Source organism: Nonomuraea sp. bgisy101, from assembly GCF_057708945.1.
The window spans coordinates 159,189-174,956 of record NZ_JBYITD010000001.1; the positions used below are offsets into that span (position 1 = coordinate 159,189).

The 15,768-nt window shown below is 71.1% G+C and carries 13 protein-coding genes; 6 read left to right on the forward strand and 7 right to left on the reverse strand.

All coding sequences use genetic code 11. The features are described from left to right. Positions 1-27 precede the first annotated feature (27 nt). The 4 genes from AC3EO4_RS00760 to AC3EO4_RS00775 are packed head-to-tail and all read left to right on the forward strand — an operon-like array spanning position 28 to position 4,146. Positions 28-2,010 (forward strand): right-handed parallel beta-helix repeat-containing protein, encoded by a 1,983-nt coding sequence (locus tag AC3EO4_RS00760; RefSeq protein ID WP_431892892.1) that lies wholly within the window; start codon positions 28-30, stop codon positions 2,008-2,010. Continuing rightward, a complete protein-coding gene (locus tag AC3EO4_RS00765) occupies positions 2,007-2,402 on the forward strand; it encodes a cupredoxin domain-containing protein (RefSeq protein WP_379579779.1) in 396 nt (131 codons plus the stop codon). Before AC3EO4_RS00760 ends, AC3EO4_RS00765 begins: the two co-directional genes overlap by 4 nt. Then, on the forward strand, positions 2,399-3,619 hold the full coding sequence (locus AC3EO4_RS00770) for a hypothetical protein (RefSeq protein ID WP_431892895.1): 1,221 nt from the start codon (positions 2,399-2,401) through the stop codon (positions 3,617-3,619). The genes AC3EO4_RS00765 and AC3EO4_RS00770 overlap by 4 nt, the downstream gene beginning before the upstream one ends. Then, the gene (locus AC3EO4_RS00775) at positions 3,616-4,146 is read left to right on the forward strand and encodes a TetR/AcrR family transcriptional regulator (protein WP_379579775.1); all 531 of its coding nucleotides are present in this window, start codon (positions 3,616-3,618) and stop codon (positions 4,144-4,146) included. Before AC3EO4_RS00770 ends, AC3EO4_RS00775 begins: the two co-directional genes overlap by 4 nt. Here AC3EO4_RS00775 and AC3EO4_RS00780 read toward each other — a convergent pair. The 4 genes from AC3EO4_RS00780 to AC3EO4_RS00795 all read right to left on the reverse strand — a co-directional run bounded on the left by AC3EO4_RS00780 (position 4,108) and on the right by AC3EO4_RS00795 (position 10,743). Beyond that, positions 4,108-5,880: an NAD+ synthase gene (locus tag AC3EO4_RS00780; RefSeq protein ID WP_431892897.1), complete on the reverse strand. Its 1,773-nt coding sequence runs from the start codon at positions 5,878-5,880 to the stop codon at positions 4,108-4,110. The two genes, AC3EO4_RS00775 and AC3EO4_RS00780, sit on opposite strands and share 39 nt — an antisense overlap. Positions 5,881-5,935: 55 nt before the next feature. Beyond that, positions 5,936-7,441 (reverse strand): BTAD domain-containing putative transcriptional regulator, encoded by a 1,506-nt coding sequence (locus tag AC3EO4_RS00785; protein ID WP_431892899.1) that lies wholly within the window; start codon positions 7,439-7,441, stop codon positions 5,936-5,938. Between the two features lie 64 nt (positions 7,442-7,505). Next, positions 7,506-9,497: a sensor histidine kinase gene (locus AC3EO4_RS00790; RefSeq protein ID WP_431892902.1), complete on the reverse strand. Its 1,992-nt coding sequence runs from the start codon at positions 9,495-9,497 to the stop codon at positions 7,506-7,508. Between the two features lie 34 nt (positions 9,498-9,531). Then, a complete protein-coding gene (locus AC3EO4_RS00795; RefSeq protein ID WP_431892904.1) occupies positions 9,532-10,743 on the reverse strand; it encodes an MDR family MFS transporter in 1,212 nt (403 codons plus the stop codon). Between the two features lie 59 nt (positions 10,744-10,802). Here AC3EO4_RS00795 and AC3EO4_RS00800 point away from each other — a divergent pair, with 59 nt between their 5' ends. Beyond that, positions 10,803-11,771 carry a DUF5937 family protein gene (locus AC3EO4_RS00800; RefSeq protein ID WP_379579765.1) on the forward strand — a complete coding sequence of 323 codons (969 nt, stop codon included), beginning with the start codon at positions 10,803-10,805 and terminating at the stop codon, positions 11,769-11,771. On the opposite strand, the gene AC3EO4_RS00805 is transcribed toward AC3EO4_RS00800, so the two are convergent. The 3 genes from AC3EO4_RS00805 to AC3EO4_RS00815 are packed head-to-tail and all read right to left on the reverse strand — an operon-like array spanning position 11,768 to position 14,032. Beyond that, a complete protein-coding gene (locus tag AC3EO4_RS00805; RefSeq protein ID WP_379579763.1) occupies positions 11,768-12,562 on the reverse strand; it encodes an expansin EXLX1 family cellulose-binding protein in 795 nt (264 codons plus the stop codon). The genes AC3EO4_RS00800 and AC3EO4_RS00805 overlap by 4 nt on opposite strands. Positions 12,563-12,593: 31 nt before the next feature. After that, a complete protein-coding gene (locus AC3EO4_RS00810; protein WP_379579760.1) occupies positions 12,594-13,478 on the reverse strand; it encodes a terpene synthase family protein in 885 nt (294 codons plus the stop codon). 8 nt (positions 13,479-13,486) lie between these two features. Next, positions 13,487-14,032 (reverse strand): EF-hand domain-containing protein, encoded by a 546-nt coding sequence (locus AC3EO4_RS00815; RefSeq protein WP_431892907.1) that lies wholly within the window; start codon positions 14,030-14,032, stop codon positions 13,487-13,489. Between the two features lie 250 nt (positions 14,033-14,282). Here AC3EO4_RS00815 and glnA point away from each other — a divergent pair, with 250 nt between their 5' ends. Continuing rightward, entirely contained in the window at positions 14,283-15,647 is a 1,365-nt protein-coding gene (gene glnA / locus AC3EO4_RS00820) for a type I glutamate--ammonia ligase (protein WP_379579756.1), read from the forward strand. Positions 15,648-15,768 lie beyond the last annotated feature (121 nt).

Consider the following 15,768-nt stretch of genomic DNA (forward strand, 5'->3'; position numbering starts at 1 on the left):
CGTGAGCAATGTTCTAGTCTCGCCGCCATGCCCCTCATCGCCCGAAGGACACTGACGCTCTTAGGCGTGGTCCTCGCCCTGCTCCTGCCCGCCGGCGCCGCACTGGCCCACGAGGAGCGGGAGGTGAAGCTGCCGGACGGCGCGGGAAGCGTCCCCGTCTACCGGCAAGGGGAGCCCGACCTCCTGGTCTGCAAGACGGATAAATTCGATTTCGAGCGGCGAATCTCGAAATTTCCGGAGGATCTCAAGCGGCGGAACCTCGCCCTCTTCGCCCGCTGCCAGAAGGAGGGCGTGCGCCACCTCCAGGACGCGGTCGACCGTGTCGACAAGCCTGGCATGAACATCGCCATCCTGCCGGGCCTCTACCTCGAGGAACCCGGCCAGCCGCAGCCCGAGGGCGCATGTTCCAAGCTCGAGGCCCGCTGGTCGAGCTGGGGCTACCAGATCCTCTCGTACGAGCAGCAGGTCCAGTGCCCGCACAACCAGAACCTGGTGGCCATCCTCGGCAAGAAGGACCTCCAGATCGAGGGCACCGGCGCCGGCCCCCTCGACGTCGTCATCGACGCGCAGTACCGCAAGCTCAACGCCATCCGCGCCGACATGACCGACGGCGTCTACTTCAGGAACTTCACCGCCCAGCGCACCACCTTCAACTCGCTCTACATCCTCGCCACCGACGGCTTCGTCATCGACAACATGCTGACCAGGTGGAACGACGAGTACGGCTTCCTGACCTTCGCCAGCGACCACGGCCTGTACACCGACTGCGAGTCCTACGGGAACGGCGACTCAGGCCTCTACCCCGGCAGTGCCTCCAACATCAACGATGGCCGCGGCCACGAGGTCCCGCGCTACTCCATCGAGATCAGGCGCTGCAAGAGCCATCACAACATGGTCGGCTACTCGGGTACGGCGGGCGACTCCGTGTACGTGCACGACAGCGAGTTCTGGGGCAACCTCGCGGGCGCCACGATGGACAGCGCCTTCCCCGGGCACCCCGGGCTCCCGCAGAACCACGCCAGGTTCGAGAACAACAAGATCTACGACAACAACGCCACCTACTACGAGTACGTCAGGGACGGCACCTGCGCCAAGCCGCCCGCCGAACGCGGCTACGAGAAGGGCGTGGTCTGCCCGCAGATCGGCCTGCCACCCGGCAGCGGCATCATCACCGGCGGCGGCAACTGGAACGTCTTCAAGGACAACTGGATCTGGGGCCACGACAACGCCGCCTTCAACCTGCTGGCGGTGCCGGCCTTCATCCGGGGCGAGGAGTCGTGGGACAAGCAGTTCGACACCTCGCACAACAACCTCTACACCGGCAACCACCTGGGCGTCTCCCCTGCGGGTGAGAACAGGCCCAACGGCGCCGACGTCTACTGGGACGGCCAGGGCGGCGGCAACTGCTGGGAGGGTGTGCGCGTCAGCAGCCCAGGAGCGCTTCCCTCCTGCGGAGGGAGCGGTCCCGCGAGAGTGGTGGCCGAGCCGGTGAAGCTCGTGCAGATGTACCTCTGCAACGACTACAGCATCGGCGACCGCCGCCTGCCCGGCGGGTGCTGGTGGTTCGGCTCCAGCGGCCTTTCCAGGGTGGAGGTGCAGCTCGCGCTGGGCGGCTCGCTCGTGCTGGCGCTGATGGCCGTCCTGCTGTGGCGGCGCCGCCTGCGCTCGCGCTGGGCGCTGCCGCTGACGCTCGTCGGCCTGGCCGGGCTGGCGCTGGACGTGTTCGGGGCGCTCGACTCCTACACGGTGCTGCCCGCCGTCGCGCTGGCGCTGACGGGAGTGTGGCTGATCGGGTCAGGGCTGATCATGCGAGGGGCCTTCGGCTGGTTCGGTGTCGTGCTCGGCGCGCTCTACCTGGTCGACGCCTTCGACAAGGCGGTGTGGATGCTGCCCGTCCTGCCGATCGGGCCCGGCTGGATCCGGGGGCTGCTCACAGGGGTGTGGGTGCTGTGCGCGGTGGTCGCGGTCGCGCCACGCCGTACGGCGAGGGCCGCGGAGGTGCCGGCGTGAGGCGGGTGGCGGCGCTGGCCGCGTTCGTGCTGGTCGCGGTCGTCCCGGTCACGGGGTGCGCTTCGCTGCCGGAGACGCACCACAGGCCGGGAACGGGACACGAGGTCGCGACGGGGGCGCCCGCGGCGGGCGCCCCGCACGCGGAGATCACGATCGCGGGAGGGAAGGTGACGCCGCCCTCCGGCTGGCTGGAGGTGAAGCGCGGCCAGACCGTGACCCTCACCGTGACCAGCGACGTCGCCGACGAGCTGCATGTGCACGGATACGACCTCGCCAAGGAGCTCCTTCCTGGCAAGCCCGCCGGCGTCAGCTTCGTGGCGGACATGACAGGCGTGTTCGAGGTGGAGACGCACGAGAGCAAGCTGGTGCTCATCCAGCTGGCGGTCACGTGACGGGCGTGCTCGCGCACGGGATCGGCAGCCGCAGCGACCTGCCGATCCCGCTCTTCTACGCCTACGCCGGGGCGTTCGCGGCGCTTGTCGTGTCCTTCCTCGCGCTGGGGCTGCTGTGGGCGGACTCCCGCTTCAGCGGTGACAGGGCGGGCAGGGTGCTGCCGTGGCGGCCGGCCGGCAGGACGCCACGCGTCATCACCGCGCTCATGGCGCTGTACACGCTGGGATGGCTGGTCCTGGGCCCGGCCGAGGACAACGCCGCGCCGTACCTGATCTATGTGGTCTTCTGGGTGGGGCTGGTGCCCGCCTCGCTGCTGTTCGGGCCGGTGTGGCGGCTGGTCAACCCGTTCAGGCTGCTGCCCGACAGGCCGCGCCGCCCGCTTCCAGGGCGGCTCGGCTACTGGCCCGCCGCCGCGGGCCTGACCGCCTTCACCTGGATGGAGCTGGTCTCGCCCGAGCCCGCGGCGACGGCGACCCTGCTGGTCTTCCTCCTTCTGTACGGCACGGCGACGGTCGCGGGCACCCTCACGTACGGCCACGCGTGGCTCGACAGGGGCGACCCGTTCGAGGTCTACTCCACGCTCGTCGGCCACCTGTCACCGCTGGGCAGGAGGGCCGACGGGACGCTGGTCGTGCGCAGCCCCTTCAACGGCCTGGACGCGATCGTCCCCGCGCCCGGCCTCGTCGCGACCGTGTGCGTGCTGCTCGGCAGCACCGGTTACGACGGGTTCGCCGGCGCGCCCTTCTGGGTCGACGCGTTGCAGACCGGCCCGCTCGGCAGGGTGGGGCTCGGCACGGTCGGCCTGCTGACGGCCATCGGGGGAGTGGCGCTGCTCTACGTCGCCTGCCTGGGCGCGGCGGGACTGATCGGCGGGACCCGCGGGCTGGCGCCCCGCTTCGCGCACTCGCTGGTGCCGATCGCGATCGGCTACCTGGTGGCGCACTACTTCTCGCTCTTCGTGATCGAGGGGCAGCGCGCGGTCGTCCTCGCCCTCGGCCTGGACGCCGAGGTGAACGCGGACGTGGTCGGCGCGGGCACCATCGCCACGGTCCAGGTGCTGGCCATCGTGATCGGCCACGTGCTCGGCGTGGTCGCCGCCCACGACAGGTCGGTACGGCTGCTCGAACCCGCCAGGGCCGTCGCGGGGCAGATCCCGCTGTTCGTGCTCATGGTCTGCTACACCATCGGCGGGCTGACCCTACTCTTTGCGGCATGAGACGCATCCCGGTCCAGAGGCGCAGCGCGGAGAAGGTCGACCGGATGCTCGACGCGGCGGCCGCCCTGCTGGACGAGGGCGGCTACGACGCGCTGAGCACCAGGACGGTGGCCGCCCGCACCGGGATGCCGATCGGCTCCATCTACCGTTTCTTCAGTGACAAGCGATCGCTGGCGGCCGCGCTCACCAGGCGCAACCTGGAGCAGTTCGTCGCCCGCATCGAGCCGAAGCTGGTCGGGGCCCGCGCGTGGGACCCCGTCATCGACATCGTCGTGGACGAGTACCTCGACATGAAGTCGTCGGTCCCCGGCTTCGCCGTCCTCGACTTCGGCGACAACTCCGAGGTCGCGCGGGCCCTCGCCGACCTGCTCGGCATCGAGGGGCTCAACCCGATGCTGGTGGCCGTCGAGGCGGCCGACACCCTGCTCAGGGCCCACCACGGCGACCCCGAGCTGGTCGAGGAGACCAAGCGGCTGCTGCGCGCCTACCTAGGCCGTCGGCTCCCTCCACCTGTTGGTGATCGGTAGCCTGCGGTCCCTGCCGAAGTTCTTCGGCGTGATCTTCGGGCCAGGCGGGTACTGCCTGCGCTTGTACTCCGCCAGGTCGACCAGCCTGATGATCCTGGCCACCAGCTCCGGATCGTGTCCAGCCGCGATCAGCTCGGCCGAGCCCATGTCCTTCTCGACGTAGTCGTCCAGCAGCCGGTCGAGCACCTCGTACGGCGGCAGCGAGTCGGTGTCGCGCTGGTCGGGCCGCAGTTCCGCACTGGGCTCCTTGGTGATGGAGTTCTCGGGGATCGGCCGCTCGGCGGACAGCAGGAACGAGGAGTCGGTGTGCTCGTTGCGCCACCTGGACAGCGCCCACACCATCGTCTTCGGCACGTCCTTGATCGGCGCGAATCCGCCGGCGGAGTCGCCGTACAGGGTGGAGTAGCCCGTCGCGAGCTCGCTCTTGTTGCCGGTGGTCAGCACCAGGTGGCCGTGCTGGTTCGACAGCCCCATGAGGATCATGCCGCGCACCCTGGCCTGCAGGTTCTCCGCGGCCAGCCCGGAGAGGTCGATCTCCTTCTCGAAGGCGGTGACGATGTCGGCGATCGGCACGACCTGGCTGTTGAGGCCCTGCCTGCGCACCAGCTCGTCGGCGTCGCCGAGGGAGTGGTCGGAGGAGTAGCGCGAGGGCATCATCACGACGTGCACGCGCTCGGGACCGATCGCGTCGGAGGCGATGGTGGCCGTCAGCGCCGAGTCGATGCCGCCGGACAGGCCGAGGATCACCGAGCGGAAGCCGTTCTTGGCGACGTAGTCGCGCACCGCGAGGACCAGCGCCTCGTAGACCTCGCCGGTGTCGTCGAGCCTGGGTGCCACCTCGGGCGCCTGCTTGGCGTACGGCGCGACCGGCTCGTCCGACAGCACCAGCCGTTCCACCGTGATCGTCGTGCCGTCGCCCGCGTCGAAGGGGAAGACGCCAGGCTCGGCGTCGGACACCGGCAGGTCGAGGTCGACGACGAGCAGTTCCTCCTTGAACTGCTCCGCCCGTGCCACGAGCTCGCCGGACGCGTCGACGACGATCGAGTCGCCGTCGAAGACCAGCTCGTCCTGGCCGCCGACCTGGTTGGCGTAGGCGAGCGCGCACCCGGCCTCGCGCGCCCTGCGCGCGACCAGCTCCAGGCGGACGTCGTCCTTCTCCTTCTCGTACGGCGAGGCGTTCGGCACCACGAGCAGGCCCGCCCCCGCCCGGCCGACGACGGCGACAGGGCCGCCGTCCTGCCACAGGTCCTCGCAGACGGCGATGGCCACGTCGACCCCGTGCAGGCGGAAGATCGGCAACCGGTCACCGCGGACGAAGTAGCGATACTCGTCGAACACGCCGTAGTTGGGCAGGTGGTGCTTGGCCGTACGGGTGACGACCCTGCCCTGGTGGAGCAGCGCGGCCGCGTCGAGGGGCGCGCCCTTGGGCTGGCCGACGCGCGGAGCGAGCCCCGCCCTGTCGACGTAGCCGACCACGACGGGCAGGTCGCCGAGGCCTTCGTCGGCCAGTCGGACGGCGACGTCCTCGAGCGCCTCGATGCTGGCGTTGAGGAAGGAGGTCCGCAGGACGAGATCTTCGACCGGGTAGCCGGTCAGGAACATCTCCGTGAAAAGGACGAGGTGAGAGCCGTGGTCGGCGGCCTCACGCGTCCATCGGACCAGCGCGTCGGCGTTGCCGGTGATGTCGCCGACGACCGGGTTTGTCTGAGCGAGGGCGATGCGCAATTGAGCCACGGGCCCAGCCTAGTACCCCCGATTTTTTATCGTCAAAGCGACGATAAGTGACGTCTCATCGTCCCGGGGTGACCAGGCCCGACTCGTAGGCCGCGACCACGAGCTGGGCCCTGTCGAACAGGCCCAGATGATCGAGCAGGCCGGCCACGGCGGTCGCCACCTGGCGATCGGGGACGGCGAGCGTGTGCGCGATCTGCCGGTTCGTCAGGCCACGGGCGATCAGCTTGAGCACGTCGAGCTGCGTGTCGGGGAGCCCGGCCAGGGCAGGGGGCGCGGCGGGATCGGTCCTGCCGGCGAAGGCGGAGATGATCCTCGTCGTCAGGGCGGGGTCGATCAGGGCGTCACCCGCCGCGGCCGCGCGGATGGCGGCCACGAGCTGCTCGGGCGGCGAGGTCTTCAGCACGAAGCCGCTGACTCCCGCGCGCAGAGCGGCGTAGAGGTTCTCGTCGGTGCCGAAGGTGGTCATCATGATCACCTTCGGCGGGTTGCGGTCGGCGAGGATCCTGCGCGCGGCGGTCAGGCCGTCGAGCCTCGGCATCTGGATGTCCAGCAGGACCAGATCCGGGCGGGTGTCCCTGACGACCGCGATGGCCTGCTCGCCGTCGGAGGCCTCCCCGGCCAGTTCCAGGCCGGGTTCGGTGTCGATCACGACCCGCAGCCCCGTCCTGACGAGCGCCTGGTCGTCGGCGACCACCACCCGCAGTTCCTTCGCCGGATCCCCGTCTTCGGCAGGGGCGGGGCCGGCCGTCCTTCCGGTGGCCGGCTGGCCGGAACCCGGCTGGACGGAGACGGGCGCAGCTGCGACGGGGTCGGCGTCCAGGTGAGGCGACTGGGCGAGCATGTCCGCCTCCAGCCGCTGCAACACGGCGGAGGGGTCCAGGCCCAGCTCGTCGCGCCAGATCGCCCGCGCCCTCCTGAGGGTCGCCAGCGCGTCGCCCTGGCGACCGCTCCGGTAGAGGGCCGTGGCCAGCAGCCGCCACGCCTCTTCCCGCAGCGGACACGCGCTCGCGTGCGCCTCCAGGTCGGGGACGAGCGAGGTCGACCGGCCCAGGCGCAGCCCCGCGTCGGCCCGCCGTTCGAGAGCGACGAGCCGCAGCTCCTCGAGACGCCCGCCCTCGGTCGACGCCCAGGTCAGGTCGGCGAACTCGGCCAGCGCCGGCCCACGCCACAGCCCCAGCGCCTCCTCCATGGAGGCCCATACCTCGGGGGCGGGTCCCTCCATCCGCACGAGCCGCTCGAAGTGCCAGCAGTCGACCTGCTCGGGCGTCGCGCGCAGCGCGTATCCGGGAGGCGCCGACACCAGCACCTCGGCCTCGGAGCGCGGGGCCCTGTTCGGCTCGAGGGCGCGGCGCAGCCTGGAGACGTATCCCTGGATGGTGGACAGGGCCTGCGCGGGCGGCCGGCCAGGCCACAACTCGTCGATGAGCGTGGTCACGGGCACCGCGCGGCCCCTCGCGACCAGCAGCCTGGCCAGCACCGCCATCTGGCGCTGGCCGCCGAGGTCGAGGGGAAGCCCGTCGAGGAGGACCTGGAACGGTCCCAATGCACTGAAGGTCACCATTGCAGGCGTAAGCGTAGAGCCCTCCGCGAGTGCGCGAAATGGCGACATATTCCAAAATCTCCAATCACTGGGATAGCTCGACACGATCGGGCTCGGCTCGGGCCGCTCCGGCCCCCGGCTGCCGGGCCTTCCGGAACCCGGCCTCCTGCTGTCCGGCCTGCTGTCCGGCCTGCTGTCCGGCCTGCTGGCCGGTCTCCTGTCCGGGGCAGGGCAGGTCGGCGACGACCTCGGTGCCGCCGCCCCGTGCGGGCCGTACCGTGCAGGTGCCGCCGAGTTCGGCCGCTCGCTCGCGCATCGAGGCCAGCCCGACGCCCGCAGGCGCGCCCGGACGGATCCCGAGGCCGTCGTCGACCACGGTGACCCGTAGCGAGGCCGCCCTGTCGATGCGGACGCTCACCTTGGAGGCGCACGCGTGCCTGCGCGCGTTGGTCAGCGCCTCCTGCACGATCCGGTACGCGGCGACCTCCACGGCGGCCGGCAGCCCCGACAGATCGCCCGACACGGTCACGGGCTCGCCCGCCAGCCCGGCCACCGCGCCGGCGAGGCCCAGCTCGTCGAGGGCGGGAGGGCGCAGGCCGTACACGAGCTCCCTGATGTCGGCGCCGACCGCGTCCATCCCTGCGCGCACCTCGGCCAGCAGCAGCTCGGCCCGGTCGGGCGCGGCGCGCATGCTGAGCATCGCGGCGTTGACGGCCATAGCCATGCCGCCGAGCGACTGCCCGAGCCCGTCGTGCAGGTCGCGGCGGAGCCTGCGCCGCTCCTCCTCCCGCGCACCGAGGATGCGCTCGCGCGAGGCCTGCAGCGCGGCCGTGAGGTGGACGGCGTGCGCGGCCTCCGCGACGTACGGCGTGAGCGTCGCGATCACCCGCTCGTCGTGCGCGGCGGGGAAGCCGCGCCGCTCCGGTGGCCCGATGAGCAGGGTGCCGACCGTCGCGCCGTGCCAGACCAGCGCCATCTCGCGGCCGACCGAACCCGGCAGCCCGGAGGAGACGACCGTGTCGCCTGCCGTCACCGACACGCCCGTCACCGCGAGGCCCTCGCGCAGCACGTCCAGCGCGGCCTGCAGCCCGTGTCCTGGATCCGCCTCGCGCAGCCGGCGCCTCAGCCTGGCCGCCAGCGTGGCGGGGTCGCCCGTGCTGCCGTACAGCAACCGGTCCACGCCGCGCTGCACCCACCGCCTGGCCGGGAAGAAGAACAGCCCGGCCAGCAGCGCCGTGAGCAGGCCCGCGAACCTGTCGACCGCCGACAGGAAGACGCTGGACGCCGCCGTCACGGCGACGTAGACCCCCCCGACCGCGATGGCGAGCCCGATGCCGACCAGTGCCCTGCTGATCAGGGTCTCGATGCCGAACAGCCGGTGGCGCAGCACCGACACCGCGATCGCGGCCGGGATCAACGGGATCGTGAACGAGGCCAGCCACCAGACGGGGTCGCCTACCACCCACGGCACGATCAGCCCAGGGAGCGTGACCAGCAGCCACCGCAGCTGCCGCCGCTCGACCGGCCCCGACCGGGCGAAGCGCACGGCGAGCGAGACGAGAGCCGCCGTCATCGCGGCCGAACCCGCCGCCTGCGCCCACTCGCGGATCGCCTGGTCGCCCATGAGCCTGCCCGTCCAGTCGGCCGCGACGGAGGCCGGCGCGAGCACGACGACCCAGGCCCACCGCCGCGAGGGCAGCGTGCCTGTCGGGTACAGCAAGGGCAGAAGGACCCCGAGGGCGAGCGTGCAGGCGTTCCATGACGCGCCGACGACGGGCCAGGCGCCCGGATGGTCGCCGAGCAGCCGAGCGGTGTTGGCCGACAGGATGTTGACCGCCGCGGCCAGCCCTCCCGCGCACAGCAGCCACCCGATGACCAGCCGCGGCCTGCTGAACACGAGGATCGCGCCGAACACGGGGAACGCGGTCCCCGCGACGTCCTCTGGCGCGAAGGGCAGCGGCGTGTACGGCGAAGGCGGCAGCCTGGCCGTCACCCAGATGTCGGCCAGCTCCAGCACGACCGCGACGGTGGCCGTACCGATGGCGAGGGACACCAGTCCGCGCGAGGTCGAGGGCACGCGGGGACACTATCCACGCCGTGCCAACGTCGGATCAACGCTCGTTCAACGCCGCCCTACGCTTGATGGCGGGGGAGAGCGCCGCGCCGGCGGCCGCGGTGACCAGGCCGATGACGCCGACCGTGAACCACAGCGCGGACGCGCTGATCTTCAGCAGCGGGGTCATCAGCGGAGCGGCCATGCCCGCCGCCGCCCACGCGAGGCCGAACAGGCCCGCGTACCTGCCGCGCAGGTGCGCGGGGGCCAGCGACGCCACGATCGCGCCCGCGATGCCGGCGGTGACGATCTCGCCGAGCGTCCACACCACGATGGTTACCACGAGGGCCGTTGTGGAGGTGACGAAGGCGGTCATCGCGAAGCCGACACCCATGACGGCGATGCCGAGCGCGAAGGTCCTGGCGGGGTCCCAGCGGCCGAGCCAGTCGGACACGAGCGGCTGCAGCACCACGATGAGCACGCCGTTGGCGGCCATCGCCAGGCCGAACTCGGCGGTGCTCAGCCCGACGAGCTTCATGGCGACGGGCAAGGTGGTGAAGGTCTGGCTGTAGACGAGGGCGTCGCCGAGCACGACGGCGGTGAAGGCGAGCATCAGCCGGTCGCGCAGCACCTCCCGCATCTCACCTCCGCGCGCGCCGTCCCCCGGCTCCGGCCTGGTCTCGGGGATGGCCCGCCACACCAGCACCGCGAAGATCACGCTGCTGACGGCGTCGAACCAGAACAGCCACATGAACCCCGACTGGGCCAGCCAGCCGCCTGCCGTCATGCCGACCGCGTAGCCGAGGTTGATGGCCCAGAACAGCAGGCCGTACGCCCTGGGCCGCTCGGCCGGCGCGATCAGGTCGGCCACCAGGGCGCTGGAGGCGGGCCGGTAGGCGTCGATCACCAGGCCGAGCACGAACATCGAGACCAGGATCGCCGGCAGCGTGGTGCTGTAGCCGAGCGCCAGCATCGCCACCGCCGTGGCCAGCATGCCGCCCGCCAACGTCGCCCTGCGCCCGATCCGGTCGGCGAGCGATCCCGCGATCAGCTGCGAGACCAGCTGGCCCGCGCCGAAGATCGCCATCACCATGCCCGCGGCGGCCAAGGACAGCCCGCGGGACTGGGTCAGGTACACGCCGGTGAACGGCATCACCATGGTGCCCAGCCTGTTGACCAGGGTGCCGCTCCACAGCGCCCAGAACGGGCGTGGAAGCCCGCCGATCTTCGACTTCAGGAATGACGGCTTTTCAACGGTTGCGGTAGTCACGCGGACAGATTGTCCGGGTTTGCCCCGCGTCGCGAACCATTTAGGGCAGACTAAAAGGTATGTCCGTCGTGTGGACCCTCAAGCCCGAGGACGTGGCCCGCATCAGGTTCGCCTTCTCTCCCGTCTGGGAGCTGGTGGCCAGCCTGCGGACGCTGCGCGACCCCGCTCGCCAGTCCGTCCACCTGCCGTGGATCAAGGCGGTGCGCCCGCGCCTCGCCGCGCTCGACATGGGCGAGCTGCTCGCGCTGGTGCCGCCCAGCGGATACATCGCCGACTTCATCACCCCTCCGCCCGACACGCCGCTGCCCGAGTTCGCCACCGAGATCAGGCGGATCAGGATGACGCCGCCCGAGCGCGCGGCCGAGGAGGCGGGCATCGTGACCGGCTCCGACCCCGCGATCATCGAACGGTTCAGGTCCGACCCCGCCGCGGGGATCGCCCGCGTGGCCGACGCGCTGGAGGCCTACTGGGACACGTGCTTCGCCGAGTACTGGCCGCGCGTGTACGGCCTGCTCGAAAGGGACGTCATGCGCCGCTCCCGCGAGCTGGCCTCGGGCGGGGCGCGCCAGCTGTTCGCCGGGCTCGACCCGTCCATCGTGTGGACGGGCGAGCGGCTGCTCATCGACCGGCCGTGGTGCACGGACGGAGGGTTGCACGGCGACGGGCTCGTGCTGTTGCCTTCGGCCTTCTACTGGCCGAGCGTGGCCGTGATGACCGACCCCTACCAGTCGATGCTCATCTATCCCGTGCAGGGGGTGGGCACGCTGTGGGAGCAGGGGCCGCCGCCCGCGCCAGGGGCGCTGGCCGCCCTCATCGGCCGCAGCAGGGCGCAGATCCTCACCGCGCTGGCCGAACCCGCCACCACATCGGCGCTGGCCAGGCGGATGTCGCTGAGCGCAGGCGCGGTCAGCCAGCACCTCGGCGTGCTGTCGGCGGGCGGGCTCACGGTGGGCAACCGGCTGGGCAAGGAGGTCGTCTACCGCCGCACGCCCACGGGAGACGTCCTGGCCGCCGGCGCCGCCTGCTAGCAACGTCCTCTGACATGCTCGGCGGCCGGCGGGGCGGGGGAGCCGCTCGGTGCAGGCGCTACGCCCGCGGGCGCCGCGCCGTACAGCCTGGCGGTGGTCCGCTGGATCTCCTCAGGGGCGAGATCGACGCCCCTGACGGTCGCGTGCTGCCCGTGCACGTCGGTCACCTGCAGGTCGAACGGGCCCGCGCCCGCGCCGCCCTCGGCCACCCAGTAGCTGTCGGAGCCGCGTTCCAGGGCGCGCCACCGGTCCTTCTCCCTGACCTCGACCTTGCGCAGCGGATTGCCGTGGTCGAGCACCTGGAGCGCCAGCCAGGCGGTCGTCGATCCCTTCCGCACCCTGACAGCCAGCCCGTGGCCGAGCTCGGGGTCGCGCACGGAGTGGTAGGCCACCCGGGCCACGCCGGAGCGAGGGTCGGCGATCCTGGAGAAGGCCGCCATGCTCAGGTCCAGCTCGCCCGGCCTGCAGGTGGCGCAGCTGTCGACGACCTGCACGCGGACCGTGCCGCGCGGCCCCTTCACGTCGAGGTAGCCGCCGCACGCCTCGGATCCCGCGTACTCCTCGGCCGACACCGAGGCGTACATCTCGCCACCCGTGATCGAGCAGTTGCCGGCCGAGCCCTGGTAGTGCAGCGCCGTGCCCGTCCTGGCCGGCTCCACGTCGGCGGCCGCGCAGCCGTCCGCGCGCAGCAGGTCCATCGCCCACAGCGCGACGGCGAGGACGACGAGCACGATCGCGCCCGCCGTTCCTCGCCGCCGCCATGTCCGCTGTCTCGCGTGTCTGCCCACCATGATGAATACATAGGGGAAGCGCGTGGTGACGTTACGTGTAGCGCTCGCTCTCCGTGGCCCAGTCCAGGTGCGCCCTCGGCGCGGTCAGGTAGGCGCACGCCACCTTGCTGACGTCCCTGGCGATCTTGGGAGGCAGCGTGTCGAGCGGCAGCCGCCTGGCCGCCGCGCGCATGTCGGCGCAGCGGGCCGCGATCCTGTCGAGCACCCACTCGGCCGCCTCGGGCTCGCTCACTCCCAGCTCGTGGGTCACGACCACCACGAAGTTGTGCGCGTCGCCCCGCTCCTTCGACAGAGAGACCAGGTCGTTGCACCAGGCCGCCACGTCGGCGCAGGCCTCGACCAGTGCCAGCCACGGTTCGTCGGCGGCCAGCTCCGGCGGGACCTCCACCCCCAGGCACGGCTCCACCAGGTCGTAGAGGAAGGGACCCGCCGTGCCCCTGCGCAGCACCGGGTACTCCTCGATGGTCGGCACCTTGCCGCCGGCCCTGTTGTCCGCCTCCACCCCGCACGCGTCTGCCTGCCGCTGCAGGTTCGTCGCGAACCGCAGCCGCCAGTCGTCGCTCATGGTCGCGCTCGTGGCCCGCCACAGGTCGGTGAACGCCGCCTCCAGCGGATGCGCGCCGTTCCCTTCGAAGAGCCTCGGGTACGGCTGGCCGGCCTCGTCCACCAGGTCGTCCAGGTGGAACAGCCACGTCAGCCACTGTGCGAACAGCGCCGCCGCCCTCGCGTCGAACTCGGCGAAGGCGCGCGCGGCCAGGCGGTGACAGGCCGAGCTGCGGTCGACGCACAAGCCCGTGCGCCTGGTCCAGTCGATGACCGCCGCCTCGATCGCGTACACCGAGCGGTGCATCCTGCACGGCGCGGCCAGCGCGGGAACCCGGGAGACGAGCGGCGTGAGCAGGCTCGCGGGCGTCATGGTCAGCACTACAGCGGTCCGAACAGCCAGTTGCCCACCGCGTGGGGGTCGTCGCCGGTGTAGTACTGCCTGACGGCCTCGACCAGCTCCTTCACGCCCAGCACGCCGTCACGGTCGCGGTCGAGGCGGTCGAAGGCCTCGTCCACGTCGTCGTAGGCGGTGCCGAACGCGGTCAGCAGCACGCGGAACTCCGGCACCGCGATCCTGCCGTCGCCGTCCCCGTCGCACAGCTCGGCCGCCGCCGTCGCCGCGGGCTCGAAGACCGGGTCGTACAGGTCGCCGTCGATGAAGGCGGAGGTCATCCCCGCGTGGAACTCGGGATTGGAGATCCACGCGTCGTTGTCCCTGCCGAGTTCGGCCGACAGCGTGGACCAGATGCCGTCGAAGCTCCGCACGAGACGATCGCCGACGACCGAGGTGGGGGACTCTCCGAATCCCACCAGCAGCCGCGCGCCGAGCCCCAGCAGGTCGTCGCGCTCGATCTGGCCCCTGTTGTTGACGTCGATGTGCGTGAAAGCTCGATCGAGCTTGTGTTTGCGCAGCTCCGCGCCCATACGTGCCTCCCCCGAGACGGCAGTGCGTGATCACCCTAGGAGGGCGGGGCGGCATTTGTCAGCGAGGCACGCGCTTGGTTCGCTCCCAGGCGTTCTGCCTGACCCTTGGCCGTTTCTTGGGCGACGGCGCCGCCGGCCCGCGGAGCGGCCGCCCTGGTGACGCCGCCGCGCGACGTTCCGTAACGTACTCGAAACACGAAACAGGCAGACTGTAGGGGACCAGACATGTCTTTTCAGTCAAGGGGACGCCTTGGACCGTCAGCAGGAGTTCGTTCTCCGCACACTCGAGGAGCGCGACATCCGGTTCATCCGGCTCTGGTTCACTGACGTGCTCGGTTTCCTCAAGTCCGTCGCCATCGCGCCGGCCGAACTGGAAGGCGCCTTCGCCGAGGGCATCGGGTTCGACGGCTCGGCGATCGAGGGCTTCGCGCGCGTCTACGAGAGTGACATGCTCGCCAAGCCCGACCCCGGCACCTTCCAGATCCTGCCGTGGCGCAGCGAGGTGCCGGGCGCGGCCCGCATCTTCTGCGACATCCTCATGCCGGACGGCTCGCCCTCCCACGCCGACCCCCGGTGGGTGCTCAAGCGCGCCCTCGCCAAGTGCGCGGACATGGGCTTCACCTTCTACACCCATCCGGAGATCGAGTTCTTCCTGCTGAAGAACCGGCCCGAGGCGGACGGCCCCAGGCCCGAACCGATCGACTCGGGCGGCTACTTCGACCACACCCCGCACAGCGCCGGGCACGACTTCCGCCGCCAGGCGATCATGATGCTGGAGTCGATGGGCATCTCGGTGGAGTTCAGCCACCACGAGGGCGCCCCCGGCCAGCAGGAGATCGACCTGCGTTACGCCGACGCCCTCACCACCGCCGACAACATCATGACCTTCCGCCTGGTCATGAAGGAGGTCGCGCTGGAGCAGGGCATCTGGGCCTCGTTCATGCCCAAGCCGTTCACCGAGCACCCCGGTTCCGGCATGCACACCCACATGTCGCTGTTCGAGGGCGACCGCAACGCCTTCTACGAGGCCGGTGCCGACTACCAGCTCTCCAAGATCGGCCGGTCGTTCATCGCGGGGCTGCTCAAGCACGCCGCCGAGATCACCGCGGTCACCAACCAGTGGGTCAACTCCTACAAGCGCCTCTGGGGCGGGGCCGAGGCCATCGCCGGTCAGGGCGGCGAGGCGCCCTCCTACATCTGCTGGGGCCACAACAACCGGTCGGCGCTGGTGCGCGTGCCGATGTACAAGCCGCACAAGGGCGGCTCCACCCGCATCGAATTCCGCTCGCTCGACTCGGCCTGCAACCCGTACCTCGCCTTCGCGCTCATCCTGGCGGCAGGGCTGAAGGGCATCGAGGAGGGATACGAGCTCCCCGCGCCCGCCGAGGACAACGTCTGGGCACTGACCAGCGCCGAACGGCGCGCGCTCGGCATCCAGCCGCTACCGCAGTCGCTCGACGAGGCCATCTCGGTGATGGAGCGGAGCGAGCTGGTCGCCGAGACGCTGGGCGAGCACGTCTTCGACTACTTCCTGCGCAACAAGCGCTCCGAGTGGCGCGACTTCCGCCGCCAGGTCACCGAGTTCGAGCTGGGCCGCTACCTGCCCGTCCTCTGACCAGCCAAGATGCCCTGCTGCTGAGAGCCCCGTGGTGATCGGGAGTCGCTCAGTGGCAGGGCATCTTGCGGTTCTGATCATGATCAGGGCACATCCAGGGCACTCACGCCCCCGTGCTGTA